The organism is Massilia solisilvae (assembly GCF_024753215.1).
In the GTDB taxonomy this organism is placed as follows: domain Bacteria; phylum Pseudomonadota; class Gammaproteobacteria; order Burkholderiales; family Burkholderiaceae_D; genus Telluria; species Telluria solisilvae.
In genome coordinates, this window is sequence record NZ_JANUGV010000001.1 from 215,503 (window position 1) to 241,478 (window position 25,976).

Below are 25,976 nucleotides of genomic sequence, written 5' to 3' on the forward strand. Positions count from 1 at the left end.
GGTGTGGGCTTAGTGGTTGCGCGCCGTGGTGCTGGCGCTGGCGCGCAGGTCCAGTTCGCGCAGGAAGAATGCGATGCGCCGCGTGTCGGCGCCGCCCGGCAGGGCAGGCGCTTCGTTCTCGAGGTCGAATTCCAGCAGGCGCGTTCTGGCCACCTGCGGCGGCAGCGCGATCGGTCCCTCGCGGTCCAGCTGGTGCCAGCCAAGGTCGATGCCGTTGACGCTGACACGGGTGCGCTTGTTGCCGTCGTAGTAGTGGCCGGTGAAGCTGACGGTGGCCGGTGCAAGGCCGTTGGCCGGCGTGACCAGGATGCGCGAATGCGCGCCGTTGGACCACACGCCGTTCCAGGGTTCGCCGGAGCGCTCCACGCCGTTCCAGCCAGTGGCCAGGCTGATGCCCACGCCGGCCTCGAACTGGTCGGCCTTGAAGCGCTGCTGCGGCAGGCCGCCTTCCAGGCAGTGCGGCTGGCCGTCGATGTAGCGCCAGCCGTGCGCGCTGCCCACGATGCGCGTTTCCGGCGCAAGCGCGCCGCCTTCGCCGCACAGCAGGCCCTCGGCGGCCGGGTTGGCGATGTTAATCAGCGTCTTGACCGGACGGCCGGCGACCTTGTACACGTAGATCTTGTCCTTCTGGATGCCGTCGTCGTTGCGCGCCATGCGTTCGGCGAAGATCTCGGGTTCCGGGTGGTACAGGTCCGGCGCGCGGTCGAGCAGTCGCTGCGCCAGCGGGCTGAACTCGATGTACGGGTAGCTCTTGGCATACACCATGGAGCCCGCCTGCACGGCCACGAACAGCAGCACCGGCACGAGCGGCCAGCGTTCCTGCTCGCGCAGGCGCAGCAGCAGCGCGAACAGCAGCGGCATGGCGGCCCAGAAGGCATAGCGCATCAGGCCCGCGGCGCCCGAGTTCCAGTTGGTGATCACCAGCGTGGGCAGCGCCAGGGCCAGCGTGAACAGTGCGCAGCCGGCCAGCACCAGCGCCTGTTTGCCGCGCTCGCCCGCGCGGCCCCAGCCCCAGGCCAGGAGCGCCACCGCCAGCGCCGGAATGGCAAGGAACATGCCCTGGTTCAGGTCGAAGAAGAACGACACCAGGCGCACCCCGGACACCAGCGACGGGTCCGAGAACCACTTGGCGATGATGCTCGGGACCCCGAAATGGTAAAGGTTGAACAGCGGCGGCAGCGCGAACAGCGCCAGGCCCGAGGCCAGCCCCGCGAGGTTACGCGCGCCGAGCGCGGCGCGGATCGCCTGCGCGGGCGTGGCGCCGTTGCGCCAGGCCTGCAGCGCAAAGAGCAGCGGCGCAAAGCCGAAGAACATGACGATGGTGGGGTTCTGCTGGCTGGCCAGGCCCGCCAGCAGGCCGGCCGCCACCGGGGCGCCGCTGGCAAACAGTAGCAGCGCGGACAGCAGGGCGGCCGCGCTCAGGCATTCGGGGCTGGTCCAGTCCCAGTACAGCCAGCCGCCGCACAGCATGAACAGGGCAACGCCACCAAAGGCCCTGGCGCTGGAACCGAAGAAGCGCAGCAGCGCCAGGCCCAGCACGAACACCGCCGCCAGGTTCACCACCTGGAACGCCTTGAGCGGCGGCTGGTGCAGCTTTTCCAGCACCTTGAACGGCACCGCCACCAGCATCGAGTAGCCGAAGAAGTGGATCGAATAGACCTTGCCCTCGCGGCCGCGCACAAACGCCTGGAACACGCGGGGGGTATTGGTGCGCATCTGCTCGGCGAGCACGTCGTACACCGGGGCCAGTTCGGGCGCCAGCGGCTTGGCGGCGCCCAGGTCCTCGATGCGGATGTCGGGCGAGCGGTGCGCGGCCAGTGCGACCGTGTCGCCAAGGTATTCGAGGACGTCGCCGCCGATCCACGGCTTGCCCCAGGCCAGCAGTGCCGACAGCAGCGCCAGCAGGATCAGCGCAAAGCGCCAGGTGTGCAGTTGTTTGCTCATGGCCCCTCCATCTCACCAGCCGGCCGCGGCCACCACCAGCGCCGCGCACAGCGCCAGCACGGCCAGGCTCACCTTGTCGCGGCTCACGTACAGCACCGGGTCCTCGTTCACCTGGCCACGAAACGACAGCGCCCACAGACGGCCGAGCCAGAACACCAGCAGCGGCACGATCCCGAACAGCCAGTCCGGGTGGCGGTACATCTGGACCACGTTCTGCGAATTAAAGTAGAGCATGAATACCAGCACTGACACGAAGGCGGCGTTGATGCCCATGATCCCGACCGGGGTCTTGTCGGCTGTGGTATAGCCGCGTCCGCGGGTCTTTTCCTTGCCGTCGCGGTGCAGGTTGAACAGTTCGCTGTGGCGCTTGAGCAGGGCCAGGCTCAGGAAGATGAAGAACGAGAACGCCAGCAGCCAGAACGAGGGTGCGATGCCGGTCGCCGCGCAGCCGCCCAGCACGCGCAGGCAGTACAGCAAGGCCAGCGTGACGATGTCCACCATCAGCAGGCGCTTCAGGTACACCGAATAGGCCAGCGTGGCCACGAAGTACACGCCCAGCGGCAGCAGCAGGAAGGGCTTGATCGCCGCGCACACGGCCAGCGCAGCCAGCGCCAGCAGCGGGCTGGCCACGAGCGCCAGCGGCAACGGCAGCGCGCCGGCGGCGATCGGGCGCTTGTGCTTGGTCGGGTGCAGGCGGTCGTCCTGGGCGTCGAGCGCGTCGTTGAGCAGGTAGGCGCTCGATGCGCAGGCCGAGAACACGGCGAAGGCCAGCAGCGACATGGCCAGCATGTCCGCATTGAGCGCGTGCGCGGCCAGCATCGGCAGGAACACCAGCAGGTTCTTGAGCCACTGGCGCGGGCGCAGCGCCTTGAACAGCGCGCGCGCCGCGCCACCGCGCGTGCTGCCGACCTGGGTGGTGCTGCGGCCGTCGGCCAGCACATATTCTTTTCCGGCCACGCAGTAGGCGGTGCGGCTGCCCAGCCACACCGGCAGGTCGGCGCGCGAATTGCCGATGTAGTCGTAGCCCTGCGCGCCGTACAGCGCCGCCAGGCGCTCGGCCTTGTTGTGCGAGGTGAGGTTGATGCTTTCGGTGGCCAGCACCAGGTCGAACAAAGCCGTGTGCGCGGCCACCTGGTCGGCCAGGCGGCGCTGCGCACCGGTCGCCAGCACGATGGCGCGGCCGTCGTCGCGCTCGGCGCGGATCAGCGACAGCAGCGCCTTGTCGTAAGGGAGGGCGGCGACGTCCAGTTCCACTTCGCGCGCCAGTTGTTCCTTGAAACCCGCCTTGCCCTTGAACAGCCAGAACGGCAGCAGCCAGGCGCGCAGGAAGTGCCGGCGCAGGAACAGCACCAGCGTTTCCCACAGCAGGTCGGAGTGGATCAGGGTGCCGTCCAGGTCCACCACCAGCGGCGGGTGATCTTCCCGGGGGCGCTTCACGCCTTTTTCTTCTTGGAGCATGGCTGTCCTTGCGCTCTCAGATGCTGCGGTACCACTGCTGGCCGATCAGCGCGTCCAGCACCTGGCGCGCGCTCTGGTCCCACGTCAGCCACGGCATGCCGGTGGAGGCGGGCGCCTTGCCTTGCTTGTGCAGTTGCAGCCAGGCCTTGATGGCGTCGGCCAGGTCGCGCGGCGCGAGGCCCTCGAAGTAGAAGGCGTGCTCGCCCGCGACCTCGCGGAACACGGGCAGGGTGCGCGCGATGATCGGAATGTTGTGCTGCGCCGCCTCGATCAGCGGCAGGCCGAAGCCTTCGCCCTCGGACGGGGAGAGCAGGGCGCTGGAGCCGGCGTACAGCTTCTGCAGCATCTCGTCCGAGATGCCGGCCAGCCAGAACAGGCGCTTGTCCTTTTCGACGTGCGAGCCCATGCGTTCGGCCAGCTTCTCGACCATCCAGCCCTGCTTGCCGACGATGACGAGGTTCACGTCCACGCCCTGTTCCCACAGCAGCTCGAACGCGGCCAGCGCCTGGGTGTGGCCCTTGCGCGGCTCCACCGTGCCGACCATCAGGAAGCTCGGGCGCTCGCCCAGTGCGGCCAGTACCCGGCCGGCGTCCGGCGGCAGGCCGCGGGTGGGCGCGCTGGCGTCAATGTCGGCGCCCAGGTGGAACCAGCCGAGCTTGAGCGGGCTCGCGCGCTCCAGTTCCTGGTCGGCGATCCACTGCGCCAGTTCGTCGGCCACCGCGCGCGAAATGCACACCACGCCGTCCGACACCTTGTGCACGGTGCGCAGGAAGTCGCCGAAGTACTGCTCGGTCCCGAACGGGAACACGTCCGGGCGCAGCATCGGCAGCAGGTCGAATACGCAGAAGTAGATCTCCACGCCGCGCGCGCGCATCGACAGCAGCAGTTCCTCGTTCTGGCTGGTGCCGTTGGTGAACAGGTCCAGGCCAAAGAAGATGTCGCCGGGGCGCAGGTCGACCGGCGCGTCCTCGAGCACGATGCCGGTTTCGCCCACCAGCGACAGGCCGAAGTGGCGCGCGTACTGGTAGCTGCGGTTGCCGCCGGCCGAGAACACGGGCTCGACCCGGTAGCCGGGCGGCGGCTCCTCGATCAGCGCCAGCAGCACGCTGCGCACCACGCGCTGGATGCCGGTCTTGAGGTCGGACTGGACCAGCGCCGACACGTCCACCAGCAGCTGGCGCGGCGGCGTGGGCGCGCGGTTGAATGCGATCCTGGCGGCGGCCAGCGGCAGCTCGGACGGGCTGCACAGCGGGGCGCAGGCATCGACCACGGCACGGTAGTGCGCGTGGGGACCGCGCAGCGCGAAGTACTCGATCGCTTCGTGGTACAGCTTGCCGACGTGGCGCGGCGCGTGCTCGGTCTCCATGTGCGCCAGCGCGTGGCGCGAGAGCCGGCTGCGCAGCGCTTCGTCGGCGCGCAGCTGCGCCAGCGCCGCCGCCAGCTCGGCCTGGGTGAACGCGTCCGGCAGCTTGACCAGCAGGTCGTCCGCGATCGAGGCGGCCGAACCGTGCGCGTTGACGATGGTCGGCACGCCGTACAGCAGGCAGTCGAGGATGGCGGCCGAGGTTTCGCCGCGGGTGGAGGCGCGCAGCTGCACCGCGCAGTCGCAGGCGGCCAGGTGGTCGGCATAGACCGCCGCATCGACGAAGCCGGTGATCTTGATGCGCTCGGACGCAGCGCTGGTGGCGATGGTCTTGAGGACGCCGGCGCCGTACAGGCCCGGCTCGTTGGCGCCGACGAACACCAGCTTGCAGGCCGGGTCCTGCGCCAGCGGCGACGCGAGGAAGGCCGCCAGCAGCTCTTCGTTCAGCTTGGTCCGGCCCAGCATGCCGAAGGTGCAGACGACGAAGTCGTCCTGCGCAAAGCCCAGCCGCTCGCGCGCGGCCGTGCGCGCCTCGGGCGAGCAGGCGCCTTCCGGTTTGCCGCGCAACAGCGGGATGGTGCGCCAGTCGTCGGCCGCACCCGGCCCGTACCACTCTGCCGCCAGCTGTCTGGGGAACTCGGAGTGCACGATCACGCCGCTGGCGGCGTCCAGCACGCCCTTGTTGACCGGGTACTTCCAGATCGACGGGTTGCGGCCTTCCTTGCGGTGGCCATACAGCCCGGGGAAGCCGTGCGACTCGTACAGCGCCTTCAGGAATGCTTGCGGCAGGTAGGCTTCGCGTTCCAGGTTGTCGAGCACGCCGGAAAGGTAGAAGTCGTGCAGCACCACCACGCCCGGCACCTCGCGCACCAGCTCGAACATGTGCTTGTGCGCGTGCGAATTGCCGAAGTGGTAGAGCACGCGGTCGAGCTGCCAGCCGTGCTCGCGCAGCCAGTTGGCATCGCGCAGCGGCCAGGCGGCCAGGCGCGGGTCCTCGACCTTGTCCTGGCCGATCACCAGCTCGATGTCGTAGTAGCGCGCCAGCTCCGGCACCAGCTCGGCGCTGTAGTCGGCAATGCCCGATTTCTCGGGCGGCAGCGGCGACACGTAGGCCAGCTTCGGCTTGCCGCTGCGCGCCGCTTGCGGCAGGCGTTCGGCGGCGGTGGCGGCCAGTTCGGTCCACAGGTCGGCAGCGTTGGCGCCGTGCGCTTCGGCCACCAGCACCGGGAAACTGCCCGTGTTGCGGCTGCCGGCGCGGCCGTTGCCGGGGCGCGCCGGCACGAACACGACGGACGGTTCGAGCCCGGCCAGCGCGTGCTGGCGCAGCAGTTCGCGCATGCGGCCGGAGGCCGGCAGGTCGAACGCGCGCACGCGCCCCGGCGGCAGCAGGTCGTGGAAGGCCAGGCGCAGGGTCTCGATCGCGCGCGGGGCGGACAGCGGCGCCGCGATCCACACTTCGCGGTTGTGCGCTTCGGCCGCCAGTTCGCGTGCCAGCTGCAGGTCGGCCGGTTCGATGACCGGGCCGCTGTCGAGGAAATCGATAACGAGTCGCATGGGTCAGCTGCCTGCCTGGTTGGAACGGGCCCGCTTGAGGTCGGCCAGCACGGCGCGCACCGAGGCGGGCAGGGCGCGCAGCTCCTCCGGCACGGCCGCGCCTTCCGGCGCCGGGCCGGGAACGGCTTGTTTCAAGGCCTGCAGCGAGGCGGACACCCGCTTGCCCAGCGCCGGGTAGCGCAGCAGGATGGGTATGATCGCGCGCCGCAGCGGCTCGTACGAGGTGATGCGCGACAGGACCCGGCGCGCCAGTCCCGGGCGGCGCAGCGAGTGCACGACGCGGCCCGCGCCGCGCAGCGGACGGGTGATCTTCCACGAGGTGCTGTTCTGCATCGCGACCAGGTGCTCCTCCAGGCCTTGCGCCCACAGGCTGGTCTGGTGGTTGGCCGCATGCACGGCCGCCAGCTCGGCGCGCAGCTGCTCGCCCTGGTCTTCCAGCTGCTGGGCGCGCTGCATCGCGTCGTGCATCTCGACCCGCGCCACCGCCGCGTGGGCTTCCGATTCGCGCAGCGCCTTGACCACCGACTTGTGCGCGTCCCACGCCTCGGCCAGGTGGTAGCTGACATATTCGTCGAACACGTTGGGCGGCACGCCGAACGCCGCTTCCAGCTCCGGGTGCTCCTCGGCCACATAGTAGCGGTTCAATCCATCGAACCACACAAAGCGGTAGCGCTGGCCCGTGACCATGTGCTCCCAGGTGTCGTGGTTGGTGACGCGGCTGTTGGGCAGCGTTGCCTCGATCACCAGGATCCACGGGCGCCAGCGCGCAAAGTCCATGCCGCGCAGGACCTCGCCCTCGAAGCCCTCGACGTCGATCTTCAGGAAGTGGATGTCGCCTTGCACGTACTGCTCGCACACCGAGGCGAGGGTGCGCACCGGGACCTTGAGCTCGGCCACTTTGTGCCCTTGCGCCGCGTGGGCATCGGCCACCTCGCGCTCGGGCGAGGCCCAGCCGCGCACGTCCGGAACGTCGTACAGGGTCAGTTCGCCGTCGGCGGCGCCGGCGGCAATGGCCAGGTTGACGTCGCGCGTGCGCTGCGCGAGGAAGGCCTGGTGGTAGGCCGGCAAAGGCTCGATCGAGATGCCGTGCCAGCCGCGGTCGTAGAAGGCCTTGGTGACGGAGTGCTCGACCGGGTCGTTGGCGCCCACGTCGATGTAGAAGCCGTCCTTGACGTGGCCCAGCGCGCGCCACAGCAGCACGTCCTCGCAGTTCTGGGCGTAGGTAATGAAAGTCATGTGCGTTCGATGTCGATGGCGGGATCGAGCCAGGCCGAGCCCTCGAAGTGCGCTCGGCGCATGTTCATCACGGTGAACACGAGCGCCAGGTCGCGCCATTCGTAGTTGTTCACGAGGTGGGTTTCGGTGCTCACGATCGCGGTGGCCACCGAATAGGTGCCCGGGCCCAGGTTCATCGGGAACGCGAAGCGGTACACCACTTCCTCGCCGGCCGCCACGTCGGCAAGCGGCAGCTCCTTCAGGTGCGTGTTGGTGCCGTACATCGGCTGGCCGAGCCGGTCCTTGATCATGTAGCCCAGCACCATGCGCGGAATCGGCGCCCTGGCCTGCACCTTGACCTGCAGCGTGACGGGAGCGCCCACGTCCACCACCTCGACGCGCTGACCGTCCTCGTCCAGCAGCGCGATGTCCGAGACGGTCGCTTCGCCGGTGCCCGAGATGGTCTGCACCTTGCCCGCGCTGGTCTCTTGCAGGCGCACGGTGTCGTTCTCCCGCTCGGCGATCAGGGCGTTGTAGAAGTCCATGATCTGTTCCGGGTTGCCCTGCCTGGCCAGGCGCCCGCCGTCGAGCAGGATGGCGCGGTCGCATACCGACTGGATCGCCTGCTTGTCGTGCGAGACCAGCAGCAGGGTGGTGCCCTGTTCTCGGAACTTGCGGATGCGGTCAAAACTCTTGTGCTGGAAGTAGGCGTCGCCCACCGACAAGGCCTCGTCCACGATCAGGATGTCGGGCCGGCGCGCGGTGGCCACCGAAAACGCGACGCGCATCTGCATGCCGCTCGAGTACACGCGCACCGGCTGGTCCATGTACTCGCCGATCTCGGCGAACGCCTCGATCTCGGGCATCAGCGCGGTGACCTCGTCCAGCGACAGGCCGAGCAGCTGGCCGGCCATGATCGCGTTCTGGCGTCCGGTGAAGTCGGGGTGAAAGCCCATGCCCAGCTCCAGCAGCGCGGCCACGCGTCCTTCCATCCACACGCTGCCGGTGGTCGGCTGCGTGGTGCCAGTGATGAGCTTGAGCAGGGTGCTCTTGCCGGCGCCGTTGATGCCGATCAGGCCCACGGCCTCGCCCGGCGCGACCTCGAAGCTGATTTCCTGCAGCACCCACTTGAGCTTGTGGCGCTGGCCGGCCCACGGCAGCATCCACTCGGCCAGCCGCGACCAGCGGTTGGCGTACTGCTTGTAGGCCTTGCCCAGGCCTTGTACGACGATCGCGCCCATCAGAGTTCGTCCACCATTTCGCCGGAGCGCTTGCGAAACAGGCGCAGGCCGAACACGCACAGCAGCACCGCCAGTACGGCTGCCGGGCCCAAGCTGGCCCAGTCGGGCGCGCGGCCCTCGACCAGGATCGCCTGGCAGGCGCCAATCACCGCGGCCATCGGGTTCCAGGACAGCAGCGCTCGCACGTTCTCGGGCAGGATCGAGGCCGGATACACGATCGGCGTGAGCCAGAACCAGAACTGCATCGCGATCGTCAGGAATTGGCCGACGTCGCGAAAGAACACGTTGAGCACGCCCGCAACCATGCCGATGCCGGTGGCCAGCAGCACCAGCACCGCCAGCACGGGCAGCAGCGCGAACCAGACCAGGCCCGGGAAGTTGTGCGAGGCCAGCAGGAACAGCGTGAACAGGCCGAAGATGATCGCAAAGTTGGCCAGCGCATTGAACACCACGATCAGCGGCAGGCAGATGCGCGGGAAGCTGATCTTCTTGATCAGGTTGGCCTGCTCGATGAACACGTTCTGGCCGCGCGCGACGATCTCGGCGAACAGGCCCCAGGTGAGGACGCCGGCGCACAGGTAGATGCTGTAGCCGTATTGCGAGGCCACACCGGGCAGCTTGCTGTGCATGACCTCGGCGAAGATGACGGTGTACACCACGATCATCGCCAGCGGCGACAGCAGCGACCACAACGCGCCGAGAATGGCATTGCTGTAGCGGGCCTGGAATTCGCGCTTGACGCTGCCCACCACGAAGCCGCGGTACGACCACAGCGCGCGCAGCATGGGTGGCGCAATCATGGCTTGGGGCGCGCAAAGACCGCGCGGGCGTGCGAAAGGGACGTCGTCATGGAAGTGGCATTGCCGTGTGAACCCGGCATTATAGCCCACACAATTGCCACAATTATTGAACGATTTGTAACGACTTGTCCGTGCTCAATTGGGCGCTGCGGCAGGGTGGGCAGGTCCTCCTGCCCACGCGTCCAACAGCGCACGCTTCACTCGAACGCGTGGGCAGCAAGCTGCCCACGCTACGTGGCCTGCACCAGTTTCTTCAGCGCTTCCGGGTCGCGGATGATCAGGCGGTGCGAATCTTTCTCGACGATACCTTGCTGCACCAGTGCAAGCAGCGCGCGGGTCACCGTTTCGCGGCTCGTGTTGACCATGTTGGCAATGTCCTGGTGGGTCGGCAGGTTCTCCACCACCGCCTGGCCGTTGGGGGTGTCGTCCTTCTTCTGCTGCATCACCAGGAAGGCGTAGATGCGCTTCGAGGTATTGTTAATGCTGAGCAATGCGCGGATCTCGGAGTCGCGCTGGATCTTCTGGGCCAGGTGCTTGAGCATCTGGTTGGCCACCGACGGCGAGTGCGAGAACAGGTGCATCGCGGCGGGGGCGGGCAGGAAGCCGACCAGCACGTCGGTCATCGCCACCACCGAGGCCGAGCGGGTCGAGTTGTTGATCAGCGCAATCTCGCCGAAGAAGTCGCCGGGCGCGAGCAGGCGCAGGCCGATCGCGCGGCCGTCCTCGGTCACGTCGATCACCTGGGCCTGGCCGGACAGCAGGAACATCAACCCGTCGCCGTGGCCGCCTTTCTGCAACACGATGTCGCGTTTGTTGTAATGGCGAAACCGGAACTCTTGCTTGACGCGGATGATTTCCTCGTCGGTCAGTTGCGACAGCAGCGGGATCTTGCGCAGGTGAATCTGGATGTGCCGCTCTTCCATCGGCACCTCACCAGGCTGTTGCGTTTGATTGGCGTTGGACGTCATCGATAGTCACTGGTAAAGCTGCCGCGACGGCAAGGGCGCCTGCGCGGCGTTCTTACGGAAAAGATTTCCGACAAGGAGAGATTGTAGCGGTTCAGGCTGAGTCCGCGTCAATCCTGGCGGCAGCTTGCGGCTTTTTTGCAGCATCGGCCTGGCCGGATGGCGGGGACACGGGGGCCGGACCGGCCGCAATGAGGCGGCGGTGCTGGCCCAGCCAGCGCCGCGCCAGCCGCAGGGCCGGTGCTTCGACCAGGTGCCAGCTCAGCGCCGCCAGCGCCAGCGTCACCGCCATTGCCAGCAAGGTCAGGCGCAGCGCGCCCAGCGGCGGCAGCACGGCGCGCAGCATCAGCAGCACCGGCCAGTGGTAGATGTACACGCCGTACGAATAGTCGTGCCGCTGGATGTGGCCGATGTGGCGCACGCGCGCGCCGCCTGCCCACAGCGCGAGCGCGCCGGCGGCCAGCGCGATGCCGAACCAGGTCAGCGGGCTGGGGGTGAGGGCGCCGAAGCGGGTCCAGTTCAGCGCCAGCAGGGCCAGCGCGCAGCCGACCTGCAGCGCGCCCACGCGCAGTTGCGCGGCCACGGTCTGCAGCAGCATCCCGGCCAGGAACATCGACCACAGGCGCACTTCCCACACGTAGCCCGCGGCCACCTCGGGGAACAGGTTGGCCGCCAGCAGCAGGAACAGCGCGCAGGCGCGCATCCAGGTGGCCAGCGGCAGCGCCGCCGACAGGCCGACCAGCGCCACCATCACGTACATGCGGCCTTCCCAATACAGCGTCCATAGCGGGCCGTTCAGGTCCTGGCCGGCCAGCACGCCGGGGATGCGCAGCTCTTCGGGCGGGATGATGTAGCGCAGTTCATGCAGGGCCGTGTTCCCGAAAATGAAGCGCCAGGGCTCCGCGCCGAGCAGGGTGCCAGGCCCGTGATCGGAGAAGAACGCGCACGCGAGCACGGTGGTCACGAGCAGGCAGGCGAACAGGCCCGGCACGATGCGCGCCGCGCGGCGCAGCGCGTAGCGGCCGGGATGCGGGTCGCGCATCCAGCTCTGGGTAATGAAGATGCCGCTGACGAGGAAGAACACGGCCACCGCCAGGCCGCCAAGGTCGGTGACCGGCTGCAGCCACAGCGTGGCCGGGTCGGTCGCGGGACGCAGGGTATTGAGCTGGTAGCCATGGAAGACGACCACCAGCAGGGCGCATACCAGGCGCACCAGGTTGAAACCATTGTCGTGGCCTTCGATCGCGCTGCCGAGCGAGCGCACGCCGGGTGTGGCCATTGTCAGAATCCTTGCCATTGCCAGCTCAGTTGCAGCTGGCGCGAGTTGTACTGGAAGATCGAGATGTTCTCGCGGTTGCGCACCACGCGTCCCTCCAGCTGGATCGACTGGTTGCGGGTGAGGGTGTACATCAGGCTGGCGCGGGCCACGTTGGTGCCTTGCGCGCGGACCTCGTCGATGAGCCCCGGCGAGTAGGGTGATGTGCTCGACCAGGTCTGGCGCGTGAACGACAGCTCGCCGGCCAGATTGCCACCCAGGTGGCGCTTGACCAGCAAGTTGCCGAACCAGCCATGGCGGTCGCCGCCAGGGCGCGCCGCCAGCGCGTGATCGAGCAGGCGGCCGGCCGATGCGCTGGCGAACAGGTTGGGGCGGCGCCAGGTGAGCTGGGCGCGGGTGTCCCAGATGTTCGAATTGAAGTTGGACAGGGTCAGGAATTCGTTGTAGGCGAAGCCGGTCAGAACGCTTGCCTGCATGCCGGTCGGCAGCGGCAGCGGCGGCGTGACGCGCGCCTGCAGCTGCAGCTGGCGCTGGTACAGCCTGCTGCCCAACGTGACCAGTCCCACGGCGGCGCTGCCGCGCAGGGTCCAGCGCCCGACGCGCCATGGCGTATCGACGCCGGCAAACGCCGAGGCGCTGTCGTACTGGCGCAGCCGGTCGTTGCGGCGCACGACGTATTGCGCAAAGCCGGTGGTGCCGTTGGGCGTGATGTCGCGCGTGTAGTCACCCGACAGCAAGCTGTACTGGTCATGCATCGGCCGGAAGTCGCTCGACAGCTCGCGCACGATCGGGCCGTCCGTCCCCCCGCTGATATAGGTCGAGCTGAGCGCGCCCTGGTTGACGTTCTGGTCCACGCCGCGGCCGGCCGTGAACGACCACGCGCTCGCCGGGTGCCAGCGGTTGCAGCCTTCCTCGCGCGCCTCGGCAATCAGCCGCAGCATCTCTTCCCAACCCGGGGTCAAGCGCGAGGGCGCGAAGCGCGTCTCGATCGTGGCGAACAGGCGCTCGGCTTCCTCGGAGTGGCCCAGCGCGCACTGGGTCATGGCCAGGTCGAGCCAGGCGCCGGCGTGCTGCGGTTCGTTCTCGATCAGGCAGCGCAGCTCGCGCGAGGCGTCGCTGCGGCGGCCTTCGGCGATCGATTGCAGGGCGTTCTGGTACAGGTCCTGCCGCAGCGCGCCGGCGTCGCAGCTCTCGCGCGCCTGGCCGTGCGCCAGCGTGTGCGCGGCAGCCAGCGCGAGCGCGGCGGCAAGGTGGGCCGGGCGGCGCATCATGCGCGCGCCTCCGCGGCCTCGAACAGGGGCAGCGGCTGGGCGGCACCGATGTCGAGCGTGTACAGGGTGGTCGATTTGCCCTTGCCGCGCAGGTGGCGTTCACCCAGCAGCACGAAGCGATGGCGGCGCGCGCGCTCGACCGTGCCGGCGCCGATGATCACGTCATGCGGGAAGTCGCGCGCGGCCTGCTCCAGGCGCGAGGCGGTGTTCACGCTGTCGCCCACCGCCGTGTAAATGCTGCGAAACGAGGTGCCGAAGTCGCCCGCCATCGCCGGGCCGGACTCGATTCCGATGCGCACCCGCAGGCGTGGCAGGCCGGCTTTCTCGCGCTCGCGTGACAGGCGATCGACGCGTTGCAGGATCTCGAGCGCGGCGTCGAGCGCGAGGTCGGCGTGATGCTCGAGCGGCAGTGGCGCGCCCCAGAACGCGACCAGGCCGTCGCCGGTGTACTTGTCCAGCGTGCCCTGCATCGCGATCACCGGCCCGGTCAGGCAGTCGAGGAAGGCGCGCGTCAGTTCGGCTGCTTCTTCCATCGACAGCGACTCGACCTGGCTGGTGTAGCCCTGCATGTCTGCGATCAGTGTGGTCACGTCGAGCAGGCGCGGCGCCAGCGGGTCTTCCATGTCGCTGCGCAGCAGCTCGGCCACCACGCCGGGGGCCACATACTGGCGCAGGGTGTCGAGCAGGCGGCGCGACTTGCGCTGGGTGAGTTGCCACTGGTATGGCACCGCGACCGCCAGCAGGAACAGATTGGTGGCCAGCGGCGCGGTGGTCGAGAACACCGGATCGTGCGGCGCGGCGGCGAACGCCACTCCCAGCCAGACCAGGGACAGCGCGGCCAGCAGGCCGACGCTGGCGGCGGCCGCCAGGCGCGGGAACGCGAAGCCCGCCAGCAGCACCGCCGCCAGCGCGAACCCGAGCGCCAGCAGCCGGCCTGGCCACGGCGCGGGCACGGCGCCTTGCTGGCGGTCGAGCAGGGTCGAGAGCATGGTGGCCTGCACCCCCAGCCCCGGGCGGCTGGGCGCAAACGGGGTGGCGACGCGGTCGGTCATGCCGAGCGAGGAGGAGCCGACCACCACCAGCCGCCCGCGCGCGCTTGCCGGGTCGATCGACTGCGCCAGGATGTCGGCGGCGCTGACCACGGTATAGGCGCCCCAGTCGCGCCGGTAGTCCACGCGCAGCAGCGGATCGGCCGGCAGCGCGATTGCGCCGCCGCCGGCGCAACAGTCCACCAGTGCGAGCGCGAGCGCCGGGTACTGGCGGCCGTCAAAGCTGGTCAGCAGCGGCACCCGCCGCAGCACGCCGTCAGGGTCGGGGATGAAGCCGATGTTGCCGACGTGGCGGGCATGGGACAGGCCGGCGTGGTTGGCGATGTAACCAGTGGCCGGCGTCGCCGCGCCGTCGTTGCGCGGGCGGGCGCCGGCCAGCACGCCGGCGCGCAGCGGCTGCGGGCGCAGCTGCGCGAAGTCGTAGTCGAAGGCCTGCGCCAGCACCAGGGGCCCGTGCCGGGCGAGCGCGGCCAGGCGCGCGTCGCCCAGCGCGTCGCCCGCTTCCGGCAGCAGGATGTCGAGCGCAACGCCGCGTGCCTCGTAGCGGTCGAGGAGCGTCTCGACCAGGTCGGCAATGCGGCTGTGCGGCCACGGCCAGGGGCCGAGCTGGGCCAGGCTGGCCTCGTCGATATCGACCACCAGCACGCGCGGCTCCGGAGCGGTGATGGCGCGCATGCGCACGAACACATCGCGCGCAAGTTCGTTGCCGAAAAACGACGTTCCAACCGCCGGGCCCCACTGGGCAAAGATGGTCAGCGCCAGCGCCAGTGCGCCGATCAGCGCGCGCGCCAGCGGTGCCGGAAGCCGGAAATGGTAGCGCGCAGCAGGAGATTTGAGAGTGTGTTCGACCACGCAGCCCTTGGAATGCCAGTGTTCCAAAATCTGAAACGCGCAGTATAACTTGCTTTCAGACTAACGGAGGAGACGTTCAACTTCACGGAAGCGGACTCAACTTTGCACTAGAATGTGATGGTCGTCACGGAAAACGCGATTGTCCGTGCGGATAATCGCGGAGAAAAGGGGAACAAATATGTTGCGTCGATTCATTTTTGCTTGCAGCTTCGCGCTTGCTGCGCAAGCCCAGGCGGCCGAGGCGGGCAAGGTTATCTTCACCGCCGGCGCCAGCCATGTGGCCGAGCGCGCGGCGGCCGAGGGCGTGCCGGTGCAGGAGGGCGAACTGCTGTCCACCGGCGCCGACGGCTATATATATGTGAAGACGATCGACAACGGCCTGTTCATCCTGCGCCCCAACACCAGGGCGCGCATCGTTACCTATTACGTTGACAACGCCAACCCAGCCAATACCAAGGTCAAGCTGGAACTGATCAGTGGCGTGGCGCGCAGCAAGTCGGGGGACGCCGTCAAGCTGGCGCGTCAGAATTTCCGCTTCAACACTCCGGTGGCGGCGATCGGCGTGCGCGGCACCGATTTCACGGTGTTCACCGACCAGGACACCTCGCGCGTGGCGGTGCTGACCGGCGGCGTCGTGGTCAGCAGCTTTGGCGGCGCCTGCCGCCCGGAAGGCGCCGGCCCGTGCGAAGGCGCGGCCAGCCGCGAGCTGTTTGCCGCCCAGCGCGGCCAGTTGCTGCAGGTCAAGCGCGGCCAGGCGGCCCCGCAATTGCTGCCGGCCTCCTCCGGCGCGCCGGACCAGGTAACCCCGCCGCGTTCGGACGAGCCGGTCGCCAAGGTGGGCAGCCCCAGCGATTCGGTCATCGACGCCCGCAAGGTGGACTCGGTCGAAAAATACGTGCAGCACCAGCCAACCCTGCCCAGCACGCCGCCGGTGGTGGAGGTGGTGACTCCGCCGGTAGCCCAGCTTCCTGAGCGCGAGCTGCAATGGGGGCGCTGGGCCGACGTCATGGGGCGGCCTGCAACGATTTCGCTGACCGGCCCGAACGGCGCCGAGCGCGTCATTTCCGGCGACTATGTGCTGTTTCGCACCGCTGGCAAGGACTATGTGGCGCCCGAGCGCGGCAACGTCGCGTTCCTGCTGAGCGGCAGCGAGGCCTACATCCTGAACGACAATCCGAACAAGAACCCTGTCCTCGGGCAATTGCAGAATGGCTTGTTGAGCGTGGACTTCGGCAAGCAGAGCTTTGCCACCAGTTTCGACCTGATCGGTGACGGCTCCACCTTCAAGCTGCATGCGGAAGGGCAGGTATCGCCGGACGGACGGTTCGCCAACAACCTGTATGAACGGCCCGCCAGCAATAACATGCAGGTCGACGGCATGCTCAGCAATGCCAACGGCGGCAGCGCCGCCTATCTGTTCCGCTCGCGCCTGGACGAGTCACGCTCGGTGAGCGGCTTTACCAGCTGGACTCGCTAATCGCCGGTCCTCGGCCGGGCGAACTGCCGCCCGGCTGCTTCCTCCCCCCTCCCGTCTCTCGCGGTCAGCCCGCGGCCCCGCGCTTGCCGGATATTGCAGTCTTTCTATTGTTCCTTGGTGCGCCTGGCGCGCACCGGTGACTTGCCGGTTTCAAACAGCGGCCAGTACTTATGCGTGAAAGCGACACGAAATGTGTGTCCATTTGTAAGCAAAATCCTGCCCCAAGGAAACTAACTCGGTGTTCAAATAACACTGTTATCAAACAGAAATGAGCTGAAAATGCTCGCAAGCGCAAAATTGGCGCAATCTGCTGCCTCGCGGTTTGCTTGTAAAGACAGCGTCTTGCTTCAAACCTTGTCATCCTAGATAATGCCCGACCAGCTAGCAAATCGTGAATAGATACAACTTCAAGACAAAATTTGTTCCTGATTGTGACGATCGTCACATTAATGGAACATCAGGCTCTGTCATGATTCGCTCCGTTGGATTGCAGACGCTTGAGCAACTGCAAGTTAACCTTGATTGAACTTCTACTTGGAGCACTAAATGGGTATTTATACCGATGCAGTACAGAAGGCATACATTGCTTACTTTGCACGTCCGGCGGACGTCGGCGGTCTCGCCTACTGGGAAAGCGCCCTGACGGCCAGCAAGGGTGACACCTCGGCGATGTACAAGCTGTTCGCCGCCCAGAAAGAATACACCGACACCTACGGCGGCAAGGACGCCTACACTGTCGTCGCTACCGTGTACCAGAACCTGTTTGGCCACGCTCCGGACATCGCTGGTCTGAACTTCTGGGCACAAGGCCTGATGAAGGGCGACTTCAAGATCGACTACGCCGTGACCGAGATCGCCAAGGGCGCCCTGGGCAGCGACGCTACCATCTACGCAAACAAAGTTGCAGCAGCAACCGCGTTCACCGCTGCTCTGGACACCGTGCCGGAAATCCTGGCTTACCAGGGCGACGCAGCAAACCGCCTGGCCAAGCAGTTCATCGCCAACGTGACCGATGACGCTTCGCTGAAAGCAGCCATCGACACCGCCGCACTGAACGTGACCGTGCAAGGCATCGTCGACAACGGCGGCGTGGGCGGCCAGACCTACACCCTGACCCCGGGCCAGGACATCATCACCGGTACCGACGGCAACGACGTCATCAACGCCAACGCCTTCAACGCCACCACCGGCGTCGATCAGACCAACCTGAGCGTCATCGACTCGATCGACGGCGGCAACGGCAAAGACACCCTGAACGTCGAAATCAAAGATGCCAAGGATGCCAACAACGTTGCGTTCACCGCCAACGGCGCCTTCCCGACGACCATCAAGAACGTTGAAGTCATCAACCTGAACCTGTCGGGCTACACCATCCCGGCCGCTCCGAACAACACGCTGGACGCATCGAAGTTCGTCGGCGCGACCAACATCAACCAGATCGGCAAGGCACTGAACGTGACCAAGCTGGCTGCTGGTGTGACCGCTGGCTTCGACTCGATCGTTGGCGCAACCGCCCTGAACGTGGGTGCATCGGGCGCCTCGGCTGCCGTGTCGCTGAAGAACGTCGACGACCTGGCAAGCCTGACCGTTGGCGGCACCAAGCTGGCAACCGTGACCGTGTCGGGCTCGCGCGTTGACTCGGCACAAGATGGTACCGATGCGATGGCGCTGACCGTCAACGCTGGCACCGACGTGCAGACCGTCACCGTCACCACCGACCAGAAGACCGCCCTGACCATCAACGAAGACGCCGTCACCCCGTCGGTGAAGCACATCACCAACGTGAACGCTTCGGCTTCGACCGGCGCCATCACCTTCACCGGCAGCGGCACCGAGACCACCATCTCGACCGGTTCGGGCAAAGACACCGTGACCTTCAACGGCGTGACCTCGGCTGCAACCGACACCGCTGCTGCTGTGAACGGCAACGTCTCGACCGGCGCTGGCGACGACACCATCACCCTGGCAGTCACCGCTTCGACCGGCGGCCTGCTGACCGTTGATGCTGGCGCAGGCAACGACAAGATCACCGTCAACAAGATCGCTGGCCAAGGCCTGAAAGTTTCGGGCGGCGACGGCAACGACACCATCACCATCAACGGCACCCTGGCAACCACCGACGTGATCGACGGCGGCGCCGGCACCGACACCGTGGCTGTGGCTGGCAAGGCTACCCGCGTTGCTGACGACTACATCGTGTTCAACAAGCTGCTGACCGGCTTCGAGACCATCAAGTTCACCGGCGCAACCGCTGAAGGTGCACTGGACGCATCGGCCCTGGCCGCCAACTACACGACCATCGACATGAACGCTGGCGGCATCGTCGCCAACGTCGGTTCGCAGGCTGTGATCGCCAACGGCGCAGTGACCGCCACCACCCTGGCTTACGGCGCTGACGCCAATGCTCCGCGCGCTGGCTCGCTGAACATCACCGAGAAAGCTACCGGCACCGTGACCGCCAACGGCGACACCGTGACCCTGGCTGTCAAGGCAATCACCGGCGCAGGCGGCAGCGTGAACGGCACCCTGACCGGTGACCTGAACAGCGCTACCATCAGCACCGTCAACTCGGTCAACGCTTCGAGCAACGCGACCCAGGACACCATCGCTAAAGCAACGGTGACCGCAGGCGCAGCCGCTGGCGCGCTGAACAAGCTGGCATCGCTGACCCTGACCGGCAACGGTACCGCTGTTGTGACCAACACCGACGGTTCGAAGCTGGCCACCGTGGACGCATCGGCTCTGGGCGGCACCTACTCCCTGGGCGACCTGACCCACGCAGCTGGCGACGTCGTTACCGGCCTCGTCTACGGCTCGACCAGCACCAAGGCTGAGACCGTCAAGCTGGGCGCAGGCGTGGACATCGTGACCATCGGCGCTTCGAACTACGGCGCAGTGGACACCGTCACCGGCCTGAAGCTGGTCACCAACGCAGCTGGCGACACCCTGATGCAGTCGTCCGACCACATCAACGTCACCGGCTTCGCTGGCGGCGCCAAGTTCACCACCACCCAAACCGACCTGGACCTGGCACTGAAAGACGCTGCGGTCTCGGCCAAGGGTGACAACCTGGTGTTCCAGATGGGCGGCGACACCTACGTGTACGTCGACAAGGGCACCCTGGGTACCGTTGACTCGGCAGACATCGTCGTCAAGCTGACCGGCGCGATCGATCTGGACGCCCTGCTGCTGGCGCTGAACACCGCCAACCCGGCTGGCTAATCAGCCAATCGCCGACGGCTGAGGGCGCAAGCCCCCAGCTGTCCGCAGCAAAAGGCCAGGCGCAAGCCTGGCCTTTTTTTATCGTCTTCCTCGCCTTCCGCCACGCACTGGATCGGCGGCCGCACCGCAGCGCGCCGTCGGGCCGCGCATGCGCCGCGATATCCCCCCCTGCCGCGGGGGAGATGCGCCAAAAAACCACTCGCTTGGCCCTGCTGTTAAAAAAATGTGACGCACATCACATTTATTGAACAAATTGAGCGATAATCTCGCACGCTTGTTCCCGTTGAGGCTGCTTCTCGGGACTGCAATCGTTGCCAACCCGAGCCGCGACCCAACATGAAAAAACTCATAACCGTAAAAAACGAGATCGAGCAGGCGCTGCTTGCCTTCAAGAGCACCTTCTGGACGGTGGGCGCCTTCAGTGCGGTCATCAACCTGCTGATGCTGGTGCCGTCGCTGTACATGCTGCAGATCTACGACCGCGTGCTGCAGAGCCGCAATGACATCACCTTGCTGATGCTCACCCTGATCATGCTGGGCGCCTATGCCTTGATGGCGACGCTGGAGCTGGTGCGCTCGTTCGTGCTGGTGCGGGTCGGCGCCCGCTTCGATATGACGCTCAACAAGCGGGTGTACACCGCCGCCTTCGAACAGAACCTCAAGCAGGCCGGCGCCAACGCCGGCCAGGCGCTGAACGACCTGACCAACCTGCGCCAGTTCCTCACCGGGAATGCCCTGTTCGCGTTCTTTGACGCGCCCTGGTTCCCGATTTACCTGATCGTCATCTTCTTTTTCGAACCGTCGCTGGGCCTGTTCGCGCTGGCCGGCACGGTCGTTTTGGTGGTGCTGGCTGTCGTCAACGAGCGCGTCACGCGCCGTCCGCTGGCCGAAGCGAATCAAATGGCAATTGCCGCTTCGACCATGGCCACCAACAACCTGCGTAACGCCGAGGTCATCGAGTCGATGGGCATGCTGCCCAACCTGATCTCGCGCTGGTTCAAGACCCACGGCCAGTTCCTCAAGCTGCAGGCCCAGGCCAGCGAACTGGCAGGCAAGATCAACGCCACCACCAAGTTCGTCCAGACCTCGCTGCAGTCGCTGGTGCTTGGTTTTGGCGCGTTGCTGGTGCTTGAGAACAAGATTACTTCGGGCATGATGATCGCCGCCTCCATCCTGGTGGGCCGCGCGCTGGCGCCTGTGCAGCAACTGATCGCAGTGTGGAAGTCGTGGAGCAGCACCCGCAGCTCGTACGAACGGCTGGCCAAGCTGCTCGAAGCCAATCCCGCCCGCCCGGCCGGGATGCCGCTGCCCAAGCCGCAGGGTGCGCTGTCGGTGGAGGCCGTGACGGCAGCGCCGCCGGGCGCAAAGAGCGCGGTGATCAAGGGACTGTCGTTCGCGGTCGCCCCCGGCGACGTGCTCGGCGTGATTGGCCCGAGCGGCTCCGGCAAGTCCACCCTGGCGCGGCTGCTGGTGGGCGTCTGGCCGGCGGCGGTCGGCAAGGTGCGCCTGGACGGCGCCGACATCTATGCCTGGAACAAGGGCGAGCTGGGTCCGAACATCGGCTACCTGCCGCAGGACATCGAACTGTTTGCCGGCACGGTGAGCGAGAACATCGCGCGCTTTGGCGAGGTCGATCCCGAAAAGGTGGTGCTGGCCGCGCAGCGCGCCGGCGTGCACGACATGATCCTGCACATGCCCGACGGCTATGACACGCGTCTGGGCGACGCCGGCGCCGGCCTGTCCGGCGGCCAGAAGCAGCGCATCGCGCTGGCCCGCGCCATGTACGGTGACCCGTCCCTGATCGTGCTCGATGAGCCGAACTCAAACCTGGACGATATCGGCGAGCAGTTGCTGGTGCAGGCCGTGCTTGACCTGCGACGCCGCGGCAAGACGATCATCCTGATTACCCACCGCACCAGCGTCATCGGCGCGACCAACAAGCTGTTGCTGCTGCGCGATGGCGCCGCCCAGCTGTTCGGTCCGACCGACCAGGTGCTGGCAGCGCTGCAGCAAGCAAACCAGCAGGCCGCCCAGCAGGCCCAGGCGGCCCAACAGGCCCAGGCAGCCCAACAGGCCCAGGCAGCCCAACAGGCCCAGGCGGCCCAGCAAGCGGCACGGCCGGCGACGCAGCCGGCCCCAGCCGGCGCCACGACCGGAGAAGAAACCAAATGAAATTGATCGAAAACCAGAACAAGCCGGCGGAGGTCGTCAGCCATGACGTCGCCCCGCTGGAGGTCAACACCGACGAACGCAAGTTTGCGCGGCTGGGCTGGCTCGTCGTGCTGCTTGGCGTGGGCGGTTTTCTGCTGTGGGCATCGCTGGCCCCGTTGGACAAGGGCGTCCCGCTGATGGGCACGGTGGCCAAGGAATCCAACCGCAAGACGGTCCAGCACCTGCTGGGCGGCACCATCCAGAAGATCCTGGTCAAGGACGGTGACGTGGTCAAGGCCGGCCAGGTGGTGGTGCGCATGAACCCGGTGAATGCGCAGTCCCAGTTCGAGATGGTGGATGTGCAATACCTGACTGCCCTTGCGGCCGAGGCGCGGCTGGCCGCCGAGCGCGATGGCAAGAGCAAGATCAGCTTCCCCGAGGAACTGGAAAAGCGCCATGGCGAGCCCCGTGTCGCTGAACTGATGAGCCTGCACAATCAACTGCTGCTTTCGCGCCAGGGCTCGCTGCGCAACGAGCTGGCCAGCGTGGATGAGAGCATCGCCGGCCTGAAAATCCAGATCAAGGGCCTGCAGGAATCGCGCGACAGCAAGAAGGAACAGATGGCGATCCTGAAGGAACAACTGGGCGGCATGCGCGACCTTGCCAAGGAAGGCTATGTGGCGCGCAACCGACTGCTCGACCTGGAGCGCACCTACGCCCAGCTGTCGGGCGCGCTGTCCGAAGATATCGGCAACATCGGGCGGGCCGAGCGCCAGGTTCTCGAGCTCACCATGCGCAAGGCGCAGCGCATGCAGGATTACCAGAAGGAAGTGCGTACCACGCTTTCCGACGTGCAGCGCGAAGCCGACGCCACCAAGGCCAAGCGCGACGCGCAGCAGTTCGAGCTGGCCAATGTCGACGTCAAGGCGCCGGTCGATGGCACGGTGGTCAACACGGCGGTGTTCACCGAGGGCGGCGTGGTCGGCTCCGGGGCGCGCCTGATGGATATCGTGCCGAGCGACGATCCGCTGATCGTCGAAGGCTCGCTGCCGACCAACCTGATCGACAAGGTGCATCCGGGCCTGAAGGTCGAGATCATGTTCGTTGCCTTCAACACCAATCGCACCCCGCATATCGAAGGCGAGGTGGAGCAGGTGGCGGCCGACCGTACGGTGGACGAGAAGAGCGGCCAGTCGTTCTACAAGGTGCGCGTGCGGGTGACCCCGCAAGGCGCCAAGATGATCGCCAGCCACCACCTGAACATCGTGCCGGGCATGCCGGTCGAGCTGCTGGTGAAAGCGGGCGAACGCACCATGATGAACTACCTGCTCAAGCCGATCTTCGACCGGGCCAAATCGTCGATGAGCGAGGACTGACCGTGGCCAAAGCAAACATCCCGGCGCGCCTGGGCGCGTGCGCGGCGCTGCTGGCCGCGTTGTACAGCGGCAGTGCCGCCGCGGTCAGCCTGCAGCAGGCCTACCAGGCCGCGCTCAAGAACGACCCGACGTTTCGTATGAACTTCTACGAGAACGAGGCGGCGAAGGAAAACCTGGTGCTCGGCCGCGCCGGCCTGCTGCCGAGCGTGTCGGCCCAGTTCTCCGGCAACAAGAACGTGGCCGACATGGAGAACCTGGACCAGATGAGTGTGCTGCTGGGCAAGTCCGTCACGCATCCGCGCTACATCAGCCGTTCCTCGGTGGTGCAGATGCGCCAGTCGCTGTTCAACATCGACGCGCTTACCCGCTATCGCCAGGGCAAAGTGCAGACCCAGGCCAGCGAGCAGCAGTACGAGGCGAACGTGAACGAGGTGGCGCTGCGCGTGGTTGGCGCTTACTGCGACGCACTGTTCGCGCAGGACCAGGTGGCGCTCGCGCAGGTGCAGCGCGATATGTACCTGGAACAGCAGAAGGTCAACCAGCGCCTGTTTGAAAAAGGCGAGGGCACCAAGACGGATATGCTGGAAACGAAGGCGCGGCTCGACCTGGCCGAGGCCACGCTGGTCGAGGCGCAGGACAACGCGGTGGCCATGCTCAACGCGCTGGCCGGCGTCATTGGCATGGACCCGGGCACGCTGGATACGCTGTCGAGCAACTTTCGCATCGGCGACCTGGACGTCGGCCCGTACGAGAAGTGGCAACAGCTCGCGCGCGAACGCAACCACGAGCTGGCCGCCGCCCGCCTGACGGTGGAGAACGCGCGCCTGGAAATCGTCAAGAACAAGGCGGGCCATTATCCGCGTGTGGACTTCATTGCCAGTTACAGCAAGGGCGATTCCGAGTCGCTGAACACCTATACCCAGAACACAGTCAACCGTTCGTTGGGCGTGCAGGTGAGCATTCCCATTTACCAGGGCGGCGCCATCAACGCCGCCACGCGCCAGGCCGCGGCCAACTACGAGCGTGCCAAGGCCGACCTCGATGCGCGCACCAACAAGATCATGGTCGACCTGCGCAAGGCGCACAGCGTCGTGCAGAGCAGCGTGCACAAGGTCGAGGCCCTGGTCAAGGCGGTGGAGTCGAGCAAGGAGCTGATGAAGGCGACCGAGCAGAGCATCAAGGGCGGGGTGCGCATCAACCTCGACCTGCTCAACGCCCAGCAGCAGCTGTTCACCAGCCAGCGCGATCTGGCCCAGGCGCGCTACACCTACCTGCTGGGCTTGCTGCGCCTAAGCGCCGCCGCCGGCACGATCGGGGACACCGACATCCGCGAGGTGGCCGCTTACTTTCGTTGAACCGCAGCCGCTTGCCCCTGAACCGCCGCGCCCGCGGCGGTTTTTATTTGTGACGAAATGAACCTCCTGCAACGCGTTACGACCCAGTATTCCCATGTCGAGGACCGGATCGGCCTGTCGGGCGAGGCCGCCGACGGCAAGGTGCAGCATGTGTGGCTGACCCAGCGCCTGCTTGGACGGCTGGTGCCGGCCCTGTGCAAGCCGCTGGCGGCACAAGGTGATGCGCGCGCCGCACTGCTCAACAGTTTCGAGCAGCAGGCCGCGCAGGCGCAGCTCGTGGCGCAGGAACCGGTGGCGGCACCGGCAGGCAACGCCGCGTGGGTCGCGACCCGGGTGGACCTGTCCACGACCACCCAGGGCGTGCGGCTGGACTTGTTCGGGCCCAACGGTGAGACGGCCACGTTCGCCTTGCCCGAGCTGGCGCTGCGCCAGTGGTTGTCGATCCTGCGCAGGCTGTACCGCGTGGCGGAGTGGTCGGACAGCCTGTGGCCGGCGTGGCTCGACGCCAGTGCGCCCGCAGACAAGCTCGCGCTGCATTAAAATTTAACAATCTAGTGTCGCGGAAATTTCGTTGATTTCCTTTAGGTAAGGGCGATGTCGGTAGGAAACTACCTGAGCACGGTTGAGTCCGCTGCGCCTTCGATTTCGCAATTAGGGTAGGATTTGCTCACCTCTAATTGAACCGGAGATATCGTCATGGCAGACAACATCAACGCAGTCGAGAAGCTGTATGTGGCCTACTTCAGCCGTCCGGCCGACCCGGCGGGGCTGGCGTTCTGGACCGGTCAGCTGCAGACCAACCCGAACGCCTTGCAGCAAATGTCGGCGCAATTCTCGACCTCGGCCGAGTACAAGGCAGCGTACGCCGGCATGACCAACGCCCAGATCGTGAGCACGGTGTACCAGCACCTGTTTGGCCGGCCGGCGGAGCAGGCGGGGGTGGACTGGTGGGCGCAAAAGCTGGACGCGCACACCATCACGATCGACAACGTGGTGACGCAGATCGCGGCCGGCGCCCAGACCACCGACCTGTTCGCCTACAACGCCAAGGTCGCGGTGGCGACCACCTTCACCGCGCGCCTGGACACGGATGTGGAGAAACAGGCGTATTCGGGCGATGCGGCAAACAAGCTGGCGATCGATTTCATCGCGACCGTCAAGGATTTGCAGTCGGCGGCGAACGCGAGCGACCCGGGCACCATCGACTCGGTGATCAGCAACATCGTGCACGCGGCCGGGCTGGGGATGGATGGCGCGCAGCTGGTTGGCGTGGCGGACGCGCCGCCACCGATGTTCTGACAGTTGCGCCGTCGTCCCGGCGCAGGCCGGGACCCATGCTGAGCCTGTTGGCTCGCGGCATGATGCAACGCCCGGCGCTTTCAGCATGGGTTCCGGCGTTCGCCGGAA

At 66.7% G+C, this 25,976-nt stretch carries 17 protein-coding genes; 7 read left to right on the top strand and 10 right to left on the bottom strand.

Annotated features, from left to right (window positions below):
• Positions 1–9: 9 nt before the first annotated feature.
• The 10 genes from NX773_RS01015 to NX773_RS01060 all read right to left on the bottom strand — a co-directional run bounded on the left by NX773_RS01015 (position 10) and on the right by NX773_RS01060 (position 14,988).
• A complete protein-coding gene (locus NX773_RS01015; RefSeq protein WP_258854544.1) occupies positions 10–1,944 on the bottom strand; it encodes a hypothetical protein in 1,935 nt (644 codons plus the stop codon).
• Positions 1,945–1,956: 12 nt separating this feature from the next.
• Positions 1,957–3,402, bottom strand: coding sequence for a UbiA family prenyltransferase (locus NX773_RS01020; protein WP_258854545.1), 1,446 nt, complete (start codon positions 3,400–3,402; stop codon positions 1,957–1,959).
• Positions 3,403–3,418: 16 nt separating this feature from the next.
• On the bottom strand, positions 3,419–6,319 hold the full coding sequence (locus NX773_RS01025; protein WP_258854546.1) for a glycosyltransferase: 2,901 nt from the start codon (positions 6,317–6,319) through the stop codon (positions 3,419–3,421).
• Between the two features lie 3 nt (positions 6,320–6,322).
• On the bottom strand, positions 6,323–7,555 hold the full coding sequence (locus NX773_RS01030) for an FkbM family methyltransferase (protein ID WP_258854547.1): 1,233 nt from the start codon (positions 7,553–7,555) through the stop codon (positions 6,323–6,325).
• Positions 7,552–8,775, bottom strand: a complete 1,224-nt coding sequence (locus NX773_RS01035) for an ABC transporter ATP-binding protein (protein WP_258854548.1) — start codon at positions 8,773–8,775, stop codon at positions 7,552–7,554. The genes NX773_RS01030 and NX773_RS01035 overlap by 4 nt, the downstream gene beginning before the upstream one ends.
• Positions 8,775–9,575: an ABC transporter permease gene (locus tag NX773_RS01040; RefSeq protein ID WP_307728418.1), complete on the bottom strand. Its 801-nt coding sequence runs from the start codon at positions 9,573–9,575 to the stop codon at positions 8,775–8,777. The genes NX773_RS01035 and NX773_RS01040 overlap by 1 nt, the downstream gene beginning before the upstream one ends.
• Before the next feature lie 230 nt (positions 9,576–9,805).
• Positions 9,806–10,498, bottom strand: a complete 693-nt coding sequence (locus tag NX773_RS01045; RefSeq protein WP_258854549.1) for a Crp/Fnr family transcriptional regulator — start codon at positions 10,496–10,498, stop codon at positions 9,806–9,808.
• 136 nt (positions 10,499–10,634) lie between these two features.
• On the bottom strand, positions 10,635–11,819 hold the full coding sequence (locus NX773_RS01050) for an acyltransferase family protein (protein ID WP_258854550.1): 1,185 nt from the start codon (positions 11,817–11,819) through the stop codon (positions 10,635–10,637).
• A gap of 2 nt (positions 11,820–11,821) precedes the next feature.
• Positions 11,822–13,087: a tetratricopeptide repeat protein gene (locus NX773_RS01055; RefSeq protein ID WP_258854551.1), complete on the bottom strand. Its 1,266-nt coding sequence runs from the start codon at positions 13,085–13,087 to the stop codon at positions 11,822–11,824.
• Entirely contained in the window at positions 13,084–14,988 is a 1,905-nt protein-coding gene (locus NX773_RS01060) for a CHASE2 domain-containing protein (RefSeq protein ID WP_258854552.1), read from the bottom strand. Before NX773_RS01060 ends, NX773_RS01055 begins: the two co-directional genes overlap by 4 nt.
• A 178-nt stretch (positions 14,989–15,166) precedes the next feature.
• On the opposite strand from NX773_RS01060, the gene NX773_RS01065 reads away from it, so the two are divergent.
• The 7 genes from NX773_RS01065 (at position 15,167) to NX773_RS01095 (ending at position 25,868) form a co-directional block, all read left to right on the top strand.
• Positions 15,167–16,465: a FecR family protein gene (locus NX773_RS01065; protein WP_258854553.1), complete on the top strand. Its 1,299-nt coding sequence runs from the start codon at positions 15,167–15,169 to the stop codon at positions 16,463–16,465.
• 546 nt (positions 16,466–17,011) lie between these two features.
• Complete coding sequence (locus tag NX773_RS01070; RefSeq protein ID WP_258854555.1) at positions 17,012–19,687, top strand: DUF4214 domain-containing protein; 2,676 nt, start codon at positions 17,012–17,014, stop codon at positions 19,685–19,687.
• A gap of 336 nt (positions 19,688–20,023) precedes the next feature.
• Positions 20,024–21,859 (top strand): type I secretion system permease/ATPase, encoded by a 1,836-nt coding sequence (locus NX773_RS01075; protein WP_258854556.1) that lies wholly within the window; start codon positions 20,024–20,026, stop codon positions 21,857–21,859.
• Complete coding sequence (locus NX773_RS01080; protein ID WP_258854557.1) at positions 21,856–23,214, top strand: HlyD family type I secretion periplasmic adaptor subunit; 1,359 nt, start codon at positions 21,856–21,858, stop codon at positions 23,212–23,214. The genes NX773_RS01075 and NX773_RS01080 overlap by 4 nt, the downstream gene beginning before the upstream one ends.
• 2 nt (positions 23,215–23,216) lie before the next feature.
• Positions 23,217–24,569 carry a TolC family outer membrane protein gene (locus NX773_RS01085; protein ID WP_258854558.1) on the top strand — a complete coding sequence of 451 codons (1,353 nt, stop codon included), beginning with the start codon at positions 23,217–23,219 and terminating at the stop codon, positions 24,567–24,569.
• 57 nt (positions 24,570–24,626) lie between these two features.
• The gene (locus NX773_RS01090) at positions 24,627–25,109 is read left to right on the top strand and encodes a hypothetical protein (protein WP_258854559.1); all 483 of its coding nucleotides are present in this window, start codon (positions 24,627–24,629) and stop codon (positions 25,107–25,109) included.
• A gap of 156 nt (positions 25,110–25,265) precedes the next feature.
• Positions 25,266–25,868 (top strand): DUF4214 domain-containing protein, encoded by a 603-nt coding sequence (locus NX773_RS01095; RefSeq protein ID WP_258854560.1) that lies wholly within the window; start codon positions 25,266–25,268, stop codon positions 25,866–25,868.
• Positions 25,869–25,976 lie beyond the last annotated feature (108 nt).